Genomic DNA, 19,345 nt, shown 5'->3' with positions numbered 1-19,345 from the left:
CAGAAAAGGCAGAACAACCTCACTGGGTCGCCCTGCCTAGAACACCTGCGTCCCCGTACGTTAGCGAACCTCGTCTGGACGCACATAGCGGACCTTCCCGCTGTGAATCTCCCACAGCGCGCGACTGACGTTTTTCGTCGTCGAAGAACCGGGCTGGTTCATCGTTCGCTCCTGGAGTTGACGAGCCCGTTTGGAGGTTGCCACAACCAGCGCATACTTACTGTCCACCAAAGCCACCAATTCGTCAATGGACGGATATAGCAAGTCGATCCCTCTTTTCATCGAGAATCCCGATTGCATCAGAACATTGTACTGCTCTTTTCCCATTCAGACAACAGGTGCAGGTTCCGCGAGACTCGGCAGTGCTCTGCCGCAACGATGGCTTCGATACGCTCACAGGCCAGCCGCACCTCGTCATTGACCACGACATAGTCGTATTCGCGCATCATCTGCAATTCTTTCCATGCAGCGCCAAACCGACGTTGGAACGATTCCTCCGTCTCCGTTCCACGCCCGAGAATCCGCGCCCGCAGTTCCGCCGCCGAGGGCGGAATGAGGAAAATAAACACCCCTGCTGGGTACCGGCGCTTCACCTGCATCGCACCTTGAATATCAATCTCCAACAGGACGTCCCGGCCACTTGCGAGCGTCTCTTCGACGAACGTCTTTGGTGTACCATAATAATTGCCGTACACTTCGGCCCATTCCAGCAACTGTCCGTCTGTAATCATCCGTTCAAACTCGACGCGCGTTTTAAAAAAATAGTTGACCCCGTCTTGCTCCCCAGATCGCGGGGCGCGCGTCGTAGCGGAGATGGAAACCTGTATCGGTAGCCCACGCCGCATCAATTCCGCACAAACCGTTCCCTTTCCGGCACCGGAAGGACCGCTGAGAACAAATAGGATTCCCGATTTCGGGGCTGTCATCGTCGTCATTCCTCATCTTCCAAAAGTTGTTCCTTCGCGGTCAAGCGGTGTGCCACCGTCTCTGGCTGAACCGCGGATAGGATAATATGGTCGCTGTCTGTGATAATGACCGCACGCGTGCGGCGTCCGTACGTGGCATCAATCAGCCTGCCTCGTTCCCGCGCCTCCTGAACAATGCGCTTGATAGGGGCAGATTCAGGGCTGACAATGGTGACAATACGATTGGCCGAGACGATGTTCCCAAACCCAATATTGATTAACTTGATGGACATGGCCACGCCTCCTGCATTTGAGGTTGTCCGGAAAGGGGGTAGAACTCCTGGAGCTGTCGCCCGTCCTAAACCGAACCCCGTCCCGGACACGCACTTATTCGATGTTCTGCACTTGTTCGCGCAGCTGTTCAATAATCGTTTTGGCATCGACGACAGACTTGGAAATCTCCGCATCCGCTGCCTTGGCGCCAATCGTGTTGACCTCGCGGTGCAGCTCCTGAACGATAAAGTCCAGTCTCCGTCCGATGGGACTGCCCGCTGCCAGCGACGCCGAGAATTCATGCAGGTGGCTTGCCAAGCGAGCTAATTCTTCATCAATAGAGACTTTGTCTGCATACAGAGCCAATTCGGCAGCCAGTCTATCCGGATGAACCGCGCCGGTCCACTCCTTCAGGCGCGCCTCTAAGCGCTGCCGCTCTATCTGCAGTCGCTGCGGAGCCCGTTGGCGCATGTCGCGAATGAACCCCTCCAATTCCCGCAGCTTGCCCTGCAAATCGTCGCAGATACGAGTTCCTTCCCGCTGCCGCATGGCCACGACGTCTTGACAGGCTCGTTCGACCGCTTCCATGACGTGCACCCGCACGTCCTCAATTTGCAGCCGCGTTTCCGGAGAGTGGACCACGCCCGGGAACGTCAACCATTCAAAGGGCTGCGCCGGTCGAACTTCCGTTCGTCCCAAGGTCCTCATCCGTTCCATTAACGCGCCCTCTAGACTCCACAAGCGCTCAAGCAACGGCCAATTGATGACTTCCTCAGGGTCTTTTAGTTCTTGGCTGAGCGTGACCGTGACCTCTGCCCGTCCTCTGCGTATATGCCGAGTTACCAGGTGACGCAGCTCGTCCTCCAGTGCGCGAAGGTGTTTCGGCAAATGAACCACCACGTCGCAAAAACGGTGGTTGACCGTACGCACCTCTGCTGACAGCTGTATCGTTCCCGCCGTCACGACAGCCTGTCCAAATCCGGTCATACTTCGGCAATCCACGACCCAATCCTCCAAGCGTACCATTATTCTACCCCAATAATCCCCATGGAGACAAGGTTATCACACGATAGCTCGGATTTCCTCACGCAATCCTGCGCTTACGAAGGAATTCGTCTACAATCGCTTGTACACACTATGAACGTTGCATTGACATTCTGGATGAAGCGAGATAGACTAGTGCGCGTGAAAAATTATTTTAGGATCTATACTATTTTGGACTGGAAACACCAGTCGCAGAAGACATCCACTAAGGAGGACTACGCGTGAGAACGAGACGGCTACTCATCTTTAACATCGTTGCGTTGATTGTTATCATCGCGATCTTGTTTGGTGGCTACTACTGGATTGACCAACGTAACAAGTACATTAAGACCGATAACGCGCAGGTAACCGGCCAGGAAGTCGTAATCAGCGCGCCGGCAACGGGAAAACTGGTGGATTGGAAAGGAACCTTAGGCGATACGTTCAGCAGCGGGGACACGATTGGCACCGTGGAAGTGCCGCCCAGCGCAGGACAGCGGTCTCCCGTGGACGTGAAGGTCACGGCCCCCACCGACGGTACGGTGGTTCAGGACATGGCGGTCAAGAATCAGTTCGTGGCTGCCGGAACACCGCTGGCCTATTCCTTTGATTTGAAGCACCTGTGGGTGACAGCCAACATCAAGGAAACCGAGATCGATGACATCAAGGTTGGACAAACGGTGGACGTTTATGTCGATGCGTTTCCGGGTTCGTCGTTGACCGGCACCGTGACGCAAATTGGTTACGCGACCGCCAGCACCTTCTCGCTGCTGCCGCAATCCAACGACACGGCCAACTATACGAAGGTGACACAGGTCATTCCGGTGAAAATCTCTCTCGATGGCTATCAGGGAATGCGCCTGGTTCCGGGTATGAACGTGAGCGTACGCATCCATAAGTGACAAGGAGCTGAAGTGACGTGTCCGTAGAAGCTGCCCAGGCGGCCACCAAGCCAGTAGAGCGAGCAGGCAACGCACACGTCGGGCCGATTTTGTTCACGCTGATTCTCGGCGCCTTCGTGGCCATTTTGAACCAGACGCTGTTAAACGTGGCGCTGCCACAACTGATGAATGACTTTAGCGTGAGCGCCAACACCGTCCAATGGCTGACAACCGCCTACATGATGACCAACGGGATACTCATCCCAATCACTGCGTTCCTTATCGGGACATTCACCACCCGGCAGTTGTTCATTGGCGCCATGGCCGCGTTCACGGTTGGATCACTTGTGTGCTCCGTCGCACCGTCGTTCCCCGTGATTCTCCTTGGGCGCGTCATACAGGCGCTGGGAGCCGGCGTGATTATGCCGTTGTTGATGACGGTTGTGTTGAACCTGTTTCCGCCGGAAAGCCGCGGTAAGGCCATGGGCATGATTGGCATTGCCATGATTTTCGCCCCGGCCGTTGGCCCGACGCTTTCTGGCTGGGTGATTGAAACCTGGACATGGCGGGTGCTGTTCTGGATTGTCATCCCGATTGCTGTCATTGACATCATTCTTGCGGTGTTCCTGCTCCGCAACGCGACCGAACGTACCTACCCGCGCTTTGACGGACTGGGCTTCATCACGTCGACGATTGGGTTTGGCGCCCTTTTGTATGGCTTTAGTGAAGCCGGAAACAACGGTTGGTCAGATGCGCGAGTGGTGGGCTCGATTGTCATCGGGGTGATTGCGATCATCCTGTTCATCTGGCGTGAATTGACCGCGCGCGAACCAATGTTGAAGCTGCAGGTATTTCGCTACGACATGTTTTCGCTGACCACCATCGTCAGCTGCGTGGTCAATATGGCGATGTTCGCCGCCATGATTTTAGTGCCGATTTACATTCAAAACATCCGTGGTTTTACACCCTTCAAATCGGGATTACTGTTGATGCCTGGGGCCCTTCTGATGGGGATCATGTCGCCGATTGCCGGTACCTTGTTTGACCGCATCGGAGCGCGTCCACTGGTCGTCTTCGGGCTGATTATCACGATGATTACCACCTGGGATTTTAGCCGCCTGACGATGCAGACCAGCTACGCGCACATCATGTGGCTGTACACGGCGCGGATGTTCGGAATGTCGTTTATCATGATGACCATCATGACCGCAGGCCTGAATCAGCTGCCGCGACAGCTGAACGCCCACGGGACGGCAGCGGCGAACACCGCTCGCACCGTGGCGGGCTCACTGGGGACAGCCATCATGGTCACGCTGATGACCACGCGTTCCAACGTGCATATGGGGCAATACGCAAACTCGGTGACCATCACCAACCCGACCGTACAGCAGTTCATTCAGCATGTAGGGGCGACATTGGGAGTTACCGGGGATAAGGCCCAAACCCTGGCCGCCGAGCTGATGTACGGTATGGCCAGCAAGCAATCAACCATCGACGGAATCAACGATTCATTCTTGGTAGCGACGCTGATTGTCGCCGTGGCGCTAGTTCTGTCCTTGTTCATTCGCCGCGTTCAGCCGCCGAAGGAACAACAGCAGGCGGAAACGACCGCCTTGGTGCCACAGACCAAGCAGGCGGCCGAGCTGCCACAGCCGGCCCCAGTCGATTAACTGAGCGGCCGCGGCAACGACAGGGCAATGGCGGATTGAGAACAACGAGACACCAGAGGAAGAACGCGAAACGGCCACGTCGAGCCCGGATGGGTTTCGGCGTGGCCTTCTTGCTGGCGCGTCGAGGCGAGGCGCTCGTAGCCTCGCGGCGCGTTCAGACTGAGCTGAAGCTAAACCTCGCGGATGGAAACCTTCGGTCGCATCGCCCTGCGGCCGGCTCTGCGCAAGGACAGCGCAAACGTCGGAATGGCCGCGGCGATGAGGACAATCCCCCACTCTACAGCTCCCAACGGCACCGTGTTGAACGCCTTGGCGATAAACGGGACGTACAAGGTGATGAGAAACAATACCACCGAAGATGCCACCGCCAACAGGAGCCATACGTTTTCAAACAGGTTGCGTTTGAAAATGCCCCCTTCCAAACTCCGACAGTCGAAAACGAGAATTAGCTGCGCCATCGTCAGCGTGGCGTAAGCCATCGTCTGCGCCTGGGCCAAGTTCTGCGGGTTTTGCCGCAAAGACCAGAAGAACACCGCCAGGGTCACGAGGCCGATGAGCACACCGCGGCTGAGAATCTTGATTCCCAAGCCCCCTGAAAAGATGCCTTCGCTGACGTCGCGAGGCGGTCGATCCATGATATCCTTCTCAATCGGGTCCACCCCCAAGGCAATCGCCGGCAGGCCGTCGGTCACGAGATTCACCCACAGGATTTGAATCGGCAGCAAAGGCAGGGGTAACCCGGCGAGCATGGCAAAGAACATGGTGATGATTTCCCCGACGTTGCTGGCCAAAAGGTACCGGATAAACTTCTTGATGTTGTCGTAAATCCCCCGGCCTTCCTCAATCGCCGCCACGATGGTGGCAAAGTTGTCATCCGCGAGCACCAGGGCAGCCGCTTCTTTGGCCACGTCCGTGCCGGTATTCCCCATCGCAATGCCGATATCGGCTTGCTTGATGGCGGGTGCATCGTTCACGCCGTCCCCCGTCATGGCGACAATGTCGCCTTGGCTTTGTAAGGCGCGGACAATGCGCAGCTTGTGTTCGGGCGACACGCGCGCGTACACATAGATATCCCGCGCCTTTTGTGCCAACTCGTCGTCCGACATCGCGTCCAGCTGCGCTCCCGTTACCACGCGTCCACCTTCAGGAAGGATTTCCAGCTGGCGCGCGATAGCCGTTGCCGTCTCCTGATGGTCGCCGGTAATCATGACAGTCGCCACGCCGGCGCGGTGACAGGTTGCAATGGCCTGGTAGACCTCCTCGCGCGGCGGGTCCATCATCCCGGCCATACCGGTAAATACCAGCTCTGATTCTGGGTCACGCGCTTCCTTGGCCGCCTCGACGCTCGGAAAACGCCGGTAGCCAAAGGCCAGATTGCGCAAGGCCTGGGTGGCCATTTGTTGATTGGCCGCTAGGATTTGCTTGCGCAAGCCTTGCGAGAGCGGTTCTTCGCGTCCCCCGGTCAGCACCTTGCTCGAGCGATCCAAGAGGACGTCCGGGGCGCCTTTGGTCAGCAACAAGACCTCGTTCCCATGCCGCACAAGAACCGACATCAACTTGCGCTCCGACTCAAACGGAATCTCGTCGATCCGCTCGAATCCAGCTTCCTGCCCGCCAAACCCGGCCTTCACCGCCATGACCAGCAGAGCACCCTCGGTCGGATCGCCATCTAGCTGCCAACCCTCTCCATCCCCTTGCGGTTTAAGGGTGGCGTTGTTGCAAACCGCCGCGATTTCGATCAACCGCTTTAAGGCCGGACGGCGCAGCGGCTGAATCGAGCGGTCCTCGTAGACAAAGTTGCCAACCGGGGTGTAGCCGGCACCCGTAACCCGAAACCATTCTCCGTCGGCCCAGACCCGTTGGACGGTCATGCGGTTTTGAGTCAGCGTTCCCGTTTTGTCGGAACAGACCACGGTCGCGCAGCCGAGGGTTTCGACCGACGGGAGTTTGCGGACAATTGCGTGCCGCTTAATCATCCGTTGCACGCCAAGCGCCAAGGCAATCGTGACGATGGCCGGCAAGCCCTCTGGAATCGCCGCGACCGCGAGGCTCACCCCAGCCAAGAACATTTCGTACAGTTTGTGTCCGTGCAGAACCCCCGCCACGACCACCAGCAGAGTGATGCCCAGTGCCAACCAGACAAGGACGCGGCCGAGTTGGTCAAGCCGACGCTGAAGCGGTGTCATCGTCTCGTCCGACTGCTGCATCAGGTCGGCAATCTTGCCCATTTCCGTGGCCATGCCCGTCTCCGTCACGACAAACTCCGCCTTGCCACGGGTGACCATCGTCCCCATGTACACCATGTTGCGGCGGTCGCCGATACTCGAGACCGGATCGACAAAGAGAGTCGCCTGTTTATTGACCGGCACCGATTCCCCCGTCAGCGAGGACTCCTCGACGGATAAGGCTTGCGCCGACAACAGGCGTCCATCGGCTGGCACCCGGTCCCCACTCTCCAAGAGCACGATGTCCCCAGGCACCAATTCCTTGGCAGGCACCGTGACCACCTCGCCTGCCCGGCGCACGCGGGCGTTCGGGGCGGTTAACGCCTTCAGCGCGGCCAGCGACTTTTCCGCCCGCACCTCCTGGATAAACCCAAGGACGCCGTTGAGGATGATGATGGCGATGATGGTGATTGCATCCGTGTACTCGCCGAGCAGTCCGGAAATCAGTGTGGCCGCAATCAAGACCAAGATCATGAAATCGCGGAACTGGTTCAAGAACACCGTTAAGAGTGAGACCTTTTGCCCCTCGACCAGCTGGTTGACGCCATACTTTTGACGTCGCCTCTCGACCTCCTCCAGGGCTAGACCGGAAGGTGTCGCCTCAAGAATTGCCAGACAATCGCTGGCGGCCAGCGCGTGCCAATTCTTCTCCACCGGAGCCACCCCTTTAACCTCTGGCATCTGAAGGCGGTGCGCGCCTACCGCTTCAGTGCCCTCTTTACCCTTTGTCCTGTAATGCATATGCTTGTACGGTGGGAAACATGTCCGAGCCATAGGCTTTGGTGGAGGGATGAACATGGATGGATTGGCAGTGGCCGCACTGGTCCGTGAATGGAATGCGAAGTACCGTGGAGCGCGAATTGATAAGGTGCACCAGCCAACCGAACGGACGCTGGTCTTGACCGTACGCAAGGCAGGGACAGAGCGGCTGTTGCTCTCGGCCGAACGCGGGCGCGAGCGCGCCCATACCGTGTTTGCCGCTCGGCCCGACAACCCGCAAGATCCGCCCATGTTCTGCATGCTTGTGCGCAAATACGTAGCCGGAGGGCGGATCCGCTCGGTGCGCCAGCACGAATGGGACCGCATCCTCGAACTGGTCATCGACACGGTGGATGAGATTGGCGACGCAGCGGTGTATACGCTCACTTTGGAACTAATGGGGAAACACAGCAATCTCATCTTATGCCGTGCGGACAACGAGGGGCGACCGCTGCGCATCATCGATGCCGTGGTCCGAGTGCCCGCTGACCTCAGTCGCGTCCGTCAGATTCTCCCGGGACTCGATTACGTCCGCCCCCCCGCCCAAGACCGCATACCGGCGGCCGCAGCCACGCCCCAAGCGTTGGCGTCGTTTGCGAACGAGGAGATTACGGATGAGAAAACCTGGGCGAAAGCGTTGATGCGTCATGTCGCAGGCATCGGCCCGGCCAGCGCCCGCGAAGTCCTCCACCGTGCACGGTCGCGCAGCAACCTGGACGCCCCGGATTTGCCCGACCCACGTCACACTGTAGACGTGCTGAAGGAACTGGCGATGCTCGCAATGTCCGGGGGTGAGCCAGCCAGCGTCGGTCTGGACGAGCTGGGGCGTGCCGTGGCGTGCGCTCCGTTTCGCCTGACGGCATACCCTCGTTTGCGGGAAGTGCCTTCTTTCGATGCGGCGTTGGCGGATTTTGCCGAGGAAAACAAAGCGCAACAAGTGGTGACGGGACAAAAGGCCAGCCTCATGCAGGCCCTCTCTGAACAGCTAGATAAGCTGCGTGGAAAACGCACCCGTTTGGAAGCGGAGCTGGCAAATGCAAAAGAACACGAACAGCTGCGAATTCAGGGCGAAGTTTTAACCGCATTTGCGCACCAGGTGGAAAAAGGGTTGAGCCAAGTAACGCTCGAAAACTTTTACGAGAATAACCGCCCCATTACCATCGCGCTCGATCCGGCCAAGTCGGCGACGGAAAACGCGCAGGCCTACTTCAAACAGGCCAGCAAACGAAAACGGGCGTTGACGCTGGCCAGAGAGGAATTGGATCAGACCTTGGCGGATATGCACTATTTGGAATCCTGCCGGGTTCAGGTACAGGACGCCGATGCGGAACAACTCTCTGCCCTCAAGGACGAACTGGTTGAGGAAGGGTTCTTAAAAGCGGATCCTAAGCGTCATACAAACCGACCAGAACACCGCCACAAAGGACAGCGGCAAACGGCGCAAAGGCGGAACGGTTTTCTTCCGCATACGTTTGTCAGCCGGGACGGCTGGACGATTCTGGTAGGTCGCAGCAACCAGCAAAACGACCGTCTCACCTTGCGCCAAAGCCGACCGGACGACATCTGGCTGCACGTCAAAGGCCAGCCGGGATCCCACGTCATCATTCGCCGCCAAGCAGAGGCGGTGCCCGAAGACACGCTGTTCGAGGCGGCCATGCTCGCCGCGTATTACAGTAAGGCACGGGACTCTTCGCACGTTCCCGTCGACTACACGGAGGTCCGACACGTCTGGAAACCGAACGGGGCACGCCCTGGATTCGTGCTTTATGAGGGGCAGCGGACACTGTTTGTCACCCCAGACCGGTCGCGAATCCGCTCGCTGTTGGAAGATACAGGCCAGCCATCGAACAACCCCGCCGCCCCCGGACGAAAATCGTCCGGCAGTTCGGGTGACGCCCCATCGGGCCAGTCCCAAACGTAACGCAGGGTATTCACGACGTCTTGCCGTTCCAGGTGTTCAGCCAGAAGTAAGGCCAAGTTTTGTCCGGCGCGTACCAGCTCCTCGTCCTGCACGTGTTCTGACCACCAACGGGCCCAACGAGCGGCATCCCGACGTGTCGCCCCCAAGGCAAACGACTTCCACAGCTCGAAATATGTGGTGATGGCCCGCGCACGCTGCTCCGTTTCCGGCAGCCCGGCCAGGGTCGGTTGAATTTGCTCGGCCAGGAGAAATCCGGCCACCAGGGCGGAACTGACCTGCGATTGGCTGGTGAACACCGATTCGGCAATAGTCTCAATGACGCTCCACGTGCGCAGACTGAAGTCCTGCCCGCGCCGTCCGCGGGACACCGCGTCAAAGGCCAAGTGATACAATCGACCTGCGACCTGTTCGATGTCAAACACCTGGCCCTCGGCCAACAGGTGATTGAAGACGAGATGCCGGTACGCCTTGATGACAACCACAGCGCCCGGCCAGAAGCGCCCCTCGATGTACAGTTGCCCCTGTGCCTGCAGGGCATCAAGGACCGCGTAGACCAAGCCGGTTTCTTTCTCTTTGACCGACACCCCCACAATCTCCACCCACTGGTCGACCAGGTTTTCGTGCACTTTGACGACCGGATCGGCCTCACCGCGAGGCAACGGCAGCTCGGCACCGATGTCGCGCATGACTTCCACGCAGTGCATGCCGGTGACCGAATCGCTGGCCGAGGCGGCCCGCTTGGCAATGTCACAGATCTGCTCGATATTGTCCAACGCGGCGTGCCAGTTGCACTTCCGGCAGGCGCGCTGGTAGTCGCGGATGACCAGATGAATAATGCGCTCGGGCTTGAGGAGTTGGACCACCGCATACATGTAGACGAGCATGCTGACGAAGCAAATGATGACTAGGACTAAATCGGCGCTCATCTCCGGCACCAAGGCCTTGGGTAGCGGATCGCGAAGTGGATCGCGAATTTTCGCCATGAGGACGAAACTGTGCATGATGGTCACGAGGTAGAGAAGAAACAGCGACGCGTTGTACGGCAGGCGGACATAAAAGTCGAGCACTCGGTGGGTATAATTGCTCGCCGCAAGCTGTATCGCAACGAGTATAATGGAGATAGCGAGGGCCAAAATGGTGGAAAGCGAAGAAACGATGGTATTCAGGTAGTTGCGGGCGGTGTCGGTATCCCCAGAGAAAATTTCCGGCGGATATAGAAAGACCGCGATGATAAGCAAAGCCGCCAGCAGCAAATGAAATACCCAGGACGAAGCGACGCCGCGTAGGTGGCCAAGCACAGACGAGAAGGACAGGTTCTTAGGCCGCTGTCGCACGTCGTCGTTCTCTCCTTTACGGCTTAAAACTGCATGTCCGAAACGGGGTTAGGTAAGACCCGAGCAGTGCAAGGAAGCGAGCCCAAAATGCGAGCCGAGCGTACGTATTTCAGTACGTGAGGGAGCATTTTGGGCGCTGGCGAAGCAATGCGAAAGGGGAGTTTTGACCCCGTTCCGGACGACCTGTAAAACTGCACTTTCCAACAAGACTCGACTGATTTATTATGTATCAGGGTTTGAGAAATCATCAGGTTGCGATGCGAGAGGAGCGTCCTTGGCATGAGTACTCAGGTCAGCAAACGATTGGCAGCGGGTGCTAACCGCCCGGCTGCCTCGGAAAACGTGCTGACAAACACACAAGCTGCCATACACGCAGCGTTGACACGTCTGGGTTATTCGGAAACGGTCTACGAACTGCTGAAAGAACCGGTGCGAACGCTTACGGTGCGCATTCCGGTCCGCATGGATAACGGCGAGGTCGAGGTGTTCACAGGCTACCGGGCTCAGCACAACGACGCCATCGGACCGACTAAGGGTGGCATTCGTTTTCACCCCGCAGTCACCGTCGAAGAAGTGAAGGCCCTCTCCATATGGATGAGTATCAAGTGTGGCATCTTCAACCTTCCATACGGTGGCGCCAAGGGCGGAATTGTTTGCGATCCGCGCACGATGTCCATCCACGAGCAGGAACGTCTAGCCCGTGGTTATGTCCGCGCCATCAGTCAAATTGTCGGACCCACAAAAGACATCCCTGCCCCCGACGTCTACACAAATCCGCAAATCATGGCCTGGATGTACGACGAGTACAGCCGGATTCGAGAATACGACTCCCCTGGATTTATTACCGGAAAACCGCTTGTCCTCGGTGGTTCAGCCGGCCGTGAACGGGCCACCGCGCTCGGCGTGTGCATCGCCATCCGGGAAGCGGCGGCGAAACAAAACCGCAACCTCCAGGACCTGCGCGTGCTTATCCAAGGATTCGGGAATGTGGGCAGCAATGTGGCCGCCATCCTTCACGAATGGGGGGTCAAAGTGGTCGGCATCAGTGACGCCGGCGGCGGCTTGTATGACAAAAACGGCCTCAACATTCCCGACCTGCTCGACCAACGGGACTCCTTCGGCATGGTGACGAACAACTTCTCCGAAGTGCTGAAGGGCGACGAGTTCCTCCTGCAGGAATGCGACATCCTCGTTCCCGCCGCGCTGGAGAACCAGATTACGGTCGACAACGCGGCCAGCATCCGCGCGTCGATTATCGTGGAGGCAGCCAATGGCCCAACGACCCCTGCGGCCGAGGAGATCTTGCGGGAGAACGGCGTGTTGATTGTCCCCGACGTGCTGGCCAACGCGGGCGGTGTGACCGTCTCCTACTTCGAGTGGGTACAAAACAATCAAGGCTGGTATTGGACCGAGGAGGAAGTCAATCAGCGGCTTGAGAAAATGATGGTCGCTTCGGTGCAAAGCATCCTGCAAATGGCGGAGCGCTACCAAGTGTCGTCCCGACTGGCCGCATACATGGCCGGCGTCCGTCCCCTTGCGGAAGCCATGCGCTGGCGCGGATGGATTTGAGTTGGCGAGGAACGCCGTCTCACCGGCGTTCTTTTTTAGATGTAAAAATCAAATATTTCGCTTCCGAGTACGAAATGCTATAATTCATATGTTCCTGATTCTTATTGTACGCGTTTGTGGGTGAAGTAGCGTCCTGCTTGCATGGCAAAGGGTGTTCGGAATTCGACGGCCTTGCCACACATTCACGGGTGCGAGGGGGAATCGGTCATGGATGAAGAATTTCAGAATCATTCACAACCTCCACTGCATCGAACCCGTTTCGGGGCATCAACAGACCCCTCCGCAGATACGGACGGGTTAACCCGACGGCAGTTTCTTACATATGTCTTGGGTGGAACAGGTGCATTCATGGGAGCGCTTATCGCGTCCCCGCTCGTTATCAGCGCCTTCGACCCGATTCACCGCGGGGCAAGTGCAAGCTATTCCCGCACCTCCTGGAAACCATCGGACTTTAACGATAAACTTCCAACGCACGTAAGCTATGACGTGGCCATTGATGACGCGTGGAACTCGCAAAAGAAGTCCAACGATGTGTTTGTCATCAAGTATCAGAAGAAACTGATGATCATGTCCCATACCTGTACGCATTTGGGCTGCCACGTAAACGGTTCCGAAGAAAACGGGAAATCGGTGGCCCCGAAATACGGCAACGGCAAGGAATGGTTTTTGTGTCCCTGCCACGGGAGTCAATATAACATTTACGGGGTTCCAACCCCTGATTCACCTGCACCCCGACCCTTGGATCTCTATCAATACCGGATTGAATCGGACGGCACGATTTCGGTTGGTCCATCGTTTCAGAGAACCAACGAGACCTGGAACGAAAACCCAAATCCGGCTGTCGAATAGCCGCAGAGCAAGTAAACAGCGTGCAGCGGTCGCCGGCGAGTCCAGCGACCGCCCATCTCCCGTTTAGACGTCTTGAGCAAACGTTTCCGGGCTCTCCCGCCACGCTTGTAAAACCGTCACGTCGTCAGGCGCGATATAGCCAGACTCCTGCGCCACCTCAATCAGGGTGTCATAATCGAGCAGAGACCAGGCCAACACACCGGTTCGCTCGGCGTGCTCGCGCACTGGCTGGAATCCATACGAGAAAATCGCGAATACGCCCAGCACTTCTGCCCCTTCTTCTTTGAGGGCGTCCACGACCTGGTAGGCCGAGCGACCTGTGGAGAGGGTGTCCTCAATGACCAGCGCCCGGGCCCCCTGCGGCAACCGCCCCTCAACCCGCCGTCCCTGGCCGTGGCCTTTGGCACTAGACCGAACGTACACCATCGGCAGCTGCAGCCTATCGGCCAGCCAGGCGGCGTGCGCGATGCCGCCCGTGGCGGCGCCCGCCACCACCTCGGTTCCGGGCACATACGTCCGCGCGAGTTGCTCAAATCCCGCCGCCACTGCTTGGCGCAACGCTGGATACCCCAGCAGTAAGCGGTTATCGCAGTAGATGGGCGATTTCCAGCCCGAGGACCACGTGAACGGGTTGTGCGGCCGGAGTTCCACCGCCCGAATCTGCAACAAACCACGAGCCAACGCCTTGGCCGCATCCCGTGAAATGTATTCCGTCATCATTCGTGACTCCCCTTCGGGTCCGTTGTACGCGTCACAGCTTCCCGCATCTCGTCCCATATGCGCAGCAGCGCAAGCTCAGGATTCCGGGCCTTTGTCACCGCGCGCCCCATCACCAGACGCGTCGCTCCGGCGGCCAACGCTTGCCCTGGCGACATAGTTCTCTGTTGGTCTCCTTTATCGGCAAACGCTGGACGCGTTCCCGGGATAACCAATTCAAATTCTGGACCAAACTCCATCTTGAGCTTTGCAGCCTCGCGCGCGGAGGCGACCACCCCATCCAGTCCGCACGCCTTGACCAGCCGTGCCAGCTGCATCACCAGCGGTTCGGGGGGCCGGTCTATCCCAATTTCCCCTAGGTCCGGCGCATCTAGGCTGGTCAACACGGTAACCCCAATCAGTAGCGGTTGAAACGGGCTTTGGTCCACCGCCATCCGCGCCGCTTCCAGCGCGCGTCTCCCCGCCGCTGCGTGGACGTTCACCATTTCTAAGGGATACTGGCAGAGGGAACGCAGCGCCCCCGCCACCGTGTTCGGAATGTCGTGCAGCTTGACGTCTAAGAACACGCGCTTTCCCAGCCGGGCCAACTCTTCCAAGAACGCGGGCCCGGCCGCGTAAAACAGCTCCAAACCCACCTTGTACCCGTAGAGGACGTCGCCAAACCGCGCAAGCCACTGCCTCGCCTGCTCCACGTTGGGAACATCTAGGGCGAGGTAGGTGCGAGCCCGCACGCCATCGTACACCGGCGAGCTCAATCGCTCGAATAGGGATTCATCCATGGCGTACCCCCGCCGCCCGCTCCAGATTCGATTCCGGTTCTCCCTGTGGCGAAGTGCGCTCCGCTTCTAAGGAGGCCAGAGCCTGAGTGCGGAAACGGATGGTCGACAAGACCTCCAGGAGCGATCGCGCCGTATCTAGCGAGGTCAAACACGGCACCCCGTGCTCGACCGCCGTCCGACGGATGCGAAAGCCGTCTCGCTCCGGTTTGCGCCCTTTGGTCAACGTGTTGATGACCAGCTGGATGCGTCCGTCACGGATATCGTCCGCCAGATTCGGTGTGCCTTGAGCCAGTTTGTTCACCACCAGCACACGCAAGCCGTGTTCGCGCAGGAACCGCGCCGTGCCTTCGGTAGCAGCCAGCTTGTAACCCAACTCCGTGAAGCCGCGGAGAATCGGCAAGGCTTCTTCCTTGTCTTTGTCCGCGATGGTGGCGAGAATCGTGCCGTGTTCCGGCACGCGCGTGCCGGCCGCCAAAAGGCCTTTGTATAACGCTTTGGCATAGGTCGCGTCGCACCCCATGACCTCGCCGGTCGACTTCATCTCCGGCCCCAGGTCAATATCCACCCGGCGCAGCTTGGCAAACGAGAACACTGGGACCTTGACGGCGACCAACGGGCGTTCCGGCATCAGGCCCGTCTCCCAGCCCAGGTCCTGCAGGCGTTCACCCAGGACAGCCTGCATACCAAGCCGCACCATCGGCACTCGGGTCACCTTGGACAGGAACGGCACGGTCCGCGAAGACCTCGGGTTGACCTCAATGACATAGACTTGGTCGTCGCTGACCACGAACTGGATGTTCACCAGTCCTTTGACCGACAGTCCCCGCGCAAGACGAATCGTGTAATCGACCAGTTGATCCCGCACCGGCTCAGACAAAGACTGCGTCGGATAGACGGCAATCGAATCGCCCGAGTGGACCCCAGCGCGTTCAATGTGCTCCATGATACCCGGGATGACGACCGTCTCGCCGTCGGAGATAGCGTCCACCTCGACCTCAGTTCCCTGCATGTAGCGGTCAATGAGCACTGGGTGTTGATGGGAAACCTCCACCGCCTCCCGCATGTAGGTCAGCAGTTCCTCGTCCGAGTAGATGATCTGCATCGCGCGGCCGCCCAGGACATACGAGGGGCGCACCAACACCGGGTACCCCAGCTCTCCCGCCGCCTGGAGCGCGGCTGCGACGGATGTGACCGTCCGGCCTTCTGGGCGTGGGATGTCTAATTCGCGCAGCAGCGCATCAAAGCGCTCCCGGTCCTCCGCCCGGTCGATATCCTCCAGACTCGTGCCCAGGATACGAACCCCGGCCTTGGCCAACGGCTCGGCCAGGTTGATGGCCGTCTGGCCGCCGAACTGGACAATCACCCCTTCCGGCTGCTCGCGGTCGATGACGTTCAACACGTCCTCCACATGCAGGGGCTCAAAATAGAGGCGATCCGAAGTGTTGAAGTCGGTCGATACCGTTTCCGGGTTGTTGTTGATAATAATCGCCTCGTAACCGGCGGCGCGAATCGCCCACACGGCGTGGACGGAACAGTAGTCAAACTCGATGCCTTGGCCAATCCGTATCGGCCCCGAGCCAAGCACGAGCAGCTTCCTGCGCGGGCTATCCTGCACCTCATCCTCTTCTTCATACGTGCTATAGTAGTACGGAGTGGCCGCCGCAAACTCGCCCGCGCACGTGTCGACCATCTTGTACACCGGCACCAGTCCGCGTTCGCGCCGCCATTGACGCACCGCAAGGGCGTCGCCGCCGGTCAAGCGGGCGATGGTCGTATCCGGGAATCCACGCCGTTTGGCTTCCACAATCAGGTCTGGCTGGACATCCGCTAATTTCACAAACGATCCGTACCGCTTGCCGGCCTGCTTCAACTCGGACTCCAACTGTACCAAGCCCTGAATCTTGTATAGGAACCAACGGTCAATCTGCGTCCATTGAAACACTTTCTCGAGCGGCACTTTGCGCCGAAAGGCCTCGGCCAGGACAAACAACCGCTCGTCATCCGCCTGTTTGAGGCGCCGCTCAATCTCGTCCATCTCCCATTCGGCGGCCGATTTCAGCCACAGCGAGTCGACCCCCACTTCCAAAGACCGCACGGCTTTCATCAGCGATTCCTCAAAGCAGCGGCCGATGGCCATGACCTCTCCGGTCGCTTTCATCTGTGTGCCCAAGCGGCGATTGGCGCTGCCAAACTTGTCAAACGGCCAGCGGGGAATCTTAGTCACCACATAGTCGAGCGTCGGCTCAAAGCTCGCGAACGTCTCCCCGGTCACCGGATTTTTCAGTTCATCCAGGCTGTACCCCACCGCAATCTTCGCAGCCATTTTGGCAATCGGATACCCGGTTGCCTTTGAGGCCAAGGCACTGGAGCGGCTGACGCGTGGGTTCACCTCAATCACGTAGTACTTGCGGCTTTTTGGATCGAGCGCAAACTGGATATTGCAGCCGCCCTCAATACCCAGGGCACGAATGACGGTCAGGCTCGCGGTGCGCAGCATCTGGTGGTCCTGATCCGACAGGGTTTGGCTCGGGGCCACGACGATGCTGTCCCCGGTGTGGACGCCGACCGGATCGATGTTTTCCATATTACAGACGACAATGCAATTGTCCTTGCCGTCGCGCATGACTTCATATTCCAATTCCTTGAACCCGGCGATGCTGCGCTCCACGAGGACTTGGTGAATCGGGGACATCGTCAAGCCCAGCTCGACAATCTCCTCGTACTCGTCCCAATTCGAAGCGATGCCACCACCCGTGCCGCCCAGTGTGTACGCGGGACGAATGATGATGGGGAAACCAATCTCGCGCGCAAACGCCCGCGCCTCGTCCAGGTTGGTGACGATGGCGCTCTCGGGCACCGGTTGGCCAAGCCGGTTCATCAGCGCCCGGAACCGTTCCCGGTCTTCCGCCTCACGAATGGCGTCAAGCGATGTCCCGAGCAGTCGGACACCTTCCTGTTCCAGCACGCCCATTTCAGACAGTTGAACGGCGAGATTCAAACCAGTCTGCCCGCCCAGCGTCGGCAACAACCCGTCCGGCTGTTCGCTGCGGATGATTTGTGCGAGGAATTCGGGCGTGAGCGGCTCGACATACACTTTATCCGCCATGTTCGGGTCGGTCATGATGGTGGCCGGATTGGAGTTGACCAGCACAACCTCGTAGCCTTCTTCTTTCAAGGCCGCACAGGCCTGGGTGCCCGCGTAGTCGAATTCCGCCGCCTGGCCGATGATAATCGGACCACTGCCAATGACGAGAATCTTCTTCAAATCAGTGCGCTTCGGCACGGGGAACCCAACTCCCTTCCTTAACCTGGTCTATCATCTCCATAAAGTCGTCGAACAGGTAATCGGAGTCGTCCGGACCGGGCCGCGCCTCCGGATGGTACTGAACCGAGAAGACCGGGTGCTTGCGGTGAGCAAGTCCCTCCACTGTGCCGTCATTGCGGTTGATATGCGTCAAGACCAAGTCGGTCCCCACGAGCGAATCCGGATCGACCGTGTAGCCATGGTTTTGCGAGGTGATGGCTACCCGACCGGTGCGCAGGTCCTGCACAGGGTGGTTCAGTCCCCGGTGGCCAAAGCGCATCTTGGTCGTGCGCGCGCCGCTAGCCAGGGCAATCAACTGCTGACCGAGGCAGACGCCGAAAATCGGCACTTTCCCAATGAGTTGCCGGACCGTTTCCACGGCGTAGGGGGCGTTTTCCGGGTCACCCGGGCCATTGCTGAGCATCACCCCATCCGGGCGCCACTTTAAGACCTCTTCCGCCGTGGTGCGTGCCGGCACCACAATCACGTCGCAGCGCCGCGCCAAGAGCGACCGGACAATGCCGGCTTTCATGCCAAAGTCCATCGCGACAATCCTACGGCCGTCTCCCGGGCAGCGGTACACCACCGGCGTGGTGACCTGGTCAATCTGGTTGGTGGCCAACGGCTGCTCAAGCTTGGCGACCAGTTCATCGGCCGCAGTATCGAGTGTCGTCAACACCGCCTTCATCGTGCCCTGACTGCGAATCGCCTTGGTCAGGCGCCTGGTGTCGACCCCAGAGATGCCGATGATGCCGTGGTCGGCCAGGTATTCCTCCAAGGACCCGATGCTCTGAAAATGGCTTGGCATCTCACTCCACTCGCGAACCACAAATCCCTTCACGTACGGGCGGCGGGACTCCACGTCATCGACGTTGACTCCGTAGTTGCCTATCAGCGGGTACGTCATCGTCACAATCTGCCCACAATAGGACGGATCGGTCAAAACCTCCTGATACCCGGTCATGCCCGTGTTGAAGACGACTTCGCCCAGGGTCTCCCCTTCCGCACCAAACGCCCAACCGGCGAAGGTCAGCCCGTTTTCCAAGACCAAGCGGGCACGGCGCCGTTGTTTTCCTCTCGCTGTCAAATCCGATTCCCCCTCACGTGTTGTATCCAAGCCGCGCTTGTGAGGCCGG

At 58.7% G+C, this 19,345-nt stretch carries 14 protein-coding genes and 1 pseudogene; 5 read left to right on the top strand and 10 right to left on the bottom strand.

Going from position 1 to position 19,345, the window contains the following annotated elements; genetic code table 11:
- Positions 1 to 60 precede the first annotated feature (60 nt).
- The 4 genes from rpoZ to H522_RS0106445 form a co-directional block, all read right to left on the bottom strand.
- Positions 61 to 264, bottom strand: a complete 204-nt coding sequence (gene rpoZ, locus H522_RS0106460; protein WP_026961693.1) for a DNA-directed RNA polymerase subunit omega — start codon at positions 262 to 264, stop codon at positions 61 to 63.
- Positions 265 to 299: 35 nt separating this feature from the next.
- On the bottom strand, positions 300 to 926 hold the full coding sequence (gene gmk, locus H522_RS0106455; protein ID WP_425387007.1) for a guanylate kinase: 627 nt from the start codon (positions 924 to 926) through the stop codon (positions 300 to 302).
- A gap of 5 nt (positions 927 to 931) precedes the next feature.
- Positions 932 to 1,198 (bottom strand): extracellular matrix/biofilm regulator RemA, encoded by a 267-nt coding sequence (remA, locus tag H522_RS0106450; RefSeq protein ID WP_026961691.1) that lies wholly within the window; start codon positions 1,196 to 1,198, stop codon positions 932 to 934.
- 94 nt (positions 1,199 to 1,292) lie between these two features.
- Positions 1,293 to 2,180, bottom strand: coding sequence for a YicC/YloC family endoribonuclease (locus tag H522_RS0106445; protein ID WP_051343977.1), 888 nt, complete (start codon positions 2,178 to 2,180; stop codon positions 1,293 to 1,295).
- 263 nt (positions 2,181 to 2,443) lie between these two features.
- Between H522_RS0106445 and H522_RS0106440 the strand changes: the two genes are divergently transcribed.
- Together H522_RS0106440 and H522_RS17985 are read left to right on the top strand one after the other, a co-directional pair.
- Positions 2,444 to 3,103, top strand: coding sequence for a beta-barrel domain-containing protein (locus H522_RS0106440; RefSeq protein ID WP_026961689.1), 660 nt, complete (start codon positions 2,444 to 2,446; stop codon positions 3,101 to 3,103).
- A gap of 17 nt (positions 3,104 to 3,120) precedes the next feature.
- Positions 3,121 to 4,752, top strand: coding sequence for a DHA2 family efflux MFS transporter permease subunit (locus H522_RS17985; protein WP_051343976.1), 1,632 nt, complete (start codon positions 3,121 to 3,123; stop codon positions 4,750 to 4,752).
- Positions 4,753 to 4,922: 170 nt separating this feature from the next.
- On the opposite strand, the gene H522_RS17980 is transcribed toward H522_RS17985, so the two are convergent.
- A complete protein-coding gene (locus tag H522_RS17980; protein ID WP_051343975.1) occupies positions 4,923 to 7,658 on the bottom strand; it encodes a calcium-translocating P-type ATPase, SERCA-type in 2,736 nt (911 codons plus the stop codon).
- Positions 7,659 to 7,767: 109 nt separating this feature from the next.
- Between H522_RS17980 and H522_RS17975 the strand changes: the two are divergent.
- A pseudogene (locus H522_RS17975) lies at positions 7,768 to 9,468 on the top strand (Rqc2 family fibronectin-binding protein); the annotation flags it as partial.
- 32 nt (positions 9,469 to 9,500) lie between these two features.
- Here H522_RS17975 and H522_RS22100 read toward each other — a convergent pair.
- Positions 9,501 to 10,991: a DUF2254 family protein gene (locus H522_RS22100; RefSeq protein ID WP_026961688.1), complete on the bottom strand. Its 1,491-nt coding sequence runs from the start codon at positions 10,989 to 10,991 to the stop codon at positions 9,501 to 9,503.
- 279 nt (positions 10,992 to 11,270) lie between these two features.
- On the opposite strand from H522_RS22100, the gene H522_RS0106415 reads away from it, so the two are divergent.
- Positions 11,271 to 12,560, top strand: coding sequence for a Glu/Leu/Phe/Val family dehydrogenase (locus tag H522_RS0106415; protein WP_051343971.1), 1,290 nt, complete (start codon positions 11,271 to 11,273; stop codon positions 12,558 to 12,560).
- 207 nt (positions 12,561 to 12,767) lie between these two features.
- Positions 12,768 to 13,409, top strand: a complete 642-nt coding sequence (locus tag H522_RS17970) for a QcrA and Rieske domain-containing protein (protein WP_051343970.1) — start codon at positions 12,768 to 12,770, stop codon at positions 13,407 to 13,409.
- 63 nt (positions 13,410 to 13,472) lie between these two features.
- Here H522_RS17970 and pyrE read toward each other — a convergent pair whose 3' ends face one another.
- The 4 genes from pyrE to carA are packed head-to-tail and all read right to left on the bottom strand — an operon-like array spanning position 13,473 to position 19,296.
- Positions 13,473 to 14,126 (bottom strand): orotate phosphoribosyltransferase, encoded by a 654-nt coding sequence (gene pyrE, locus H522_RS17965; protein ID WP_035452929.1) that lies wholly within the window; start codon positions 14,124 to 14,126, stop codon positions 13,473 to 13,475.
- Positions 14,126 to 14,905, bottom strand: a complete 780-nt coding sequence (gene pyrF, locus H522_RS0106400; RefSeq protein ID WP_035452882.1) for an orotidine-5'-phosphate decarboxylase — start codon at positions 14,903 to 14,905, stop codon at positions 14,126 to 14,128. The genes pyrE and pyrF overlap by 1 nt, the downstream gene beginning before the upstream one ends.
- Complete coding sequence (gene carB, locus H522_RS17960) at positions 14,898 to 18,188, bottom strand: carbamoyl-phosphate synthase large subunit (RefSeq protein ID WP_081411932.1); 3,291 nt, start codon at positions 18,186 to 18,188, stop codon at positions 14,898 to 14,900. Before carB ends, pyrF begins: the two co-directional genes overlap by 8 nt.
- Positions 18,172 to 19,296, bottom strand: a complete 1,125-nt coding sequence (carA, locus tag H522_RS0106390) for a glutamine-hydrolyzing carbamoyl-phosphate synthase small subunit (RefSeq protein ID WP_026961685.1) — start codon at positions 19,294 to 19,296, stop codon at positions 18,172 to 18,174. The genes carB and carA overlap by 17 nt, the downstream gene beginning before the upstream one ends.
- Positions 19,297 to 19,345: the final 49 nt, after the last annotated feature.

It is taken from the genome of Alicyclobacillus herbarius DSM 13609 (assembly GCF_000430585.1).
In the GTDB taxonomy this organism is placed as follows: domain Bacteria; phylum Bacillota; class Bacilli; order Alicyclobacillales; family Alicyclobacillaceae; genus Alicyclobacillus_G; species Alicyclobacillus_G herbarius.
This window is presented reverse-complemented; position numbering and strand designations above follow the sequence as displayed.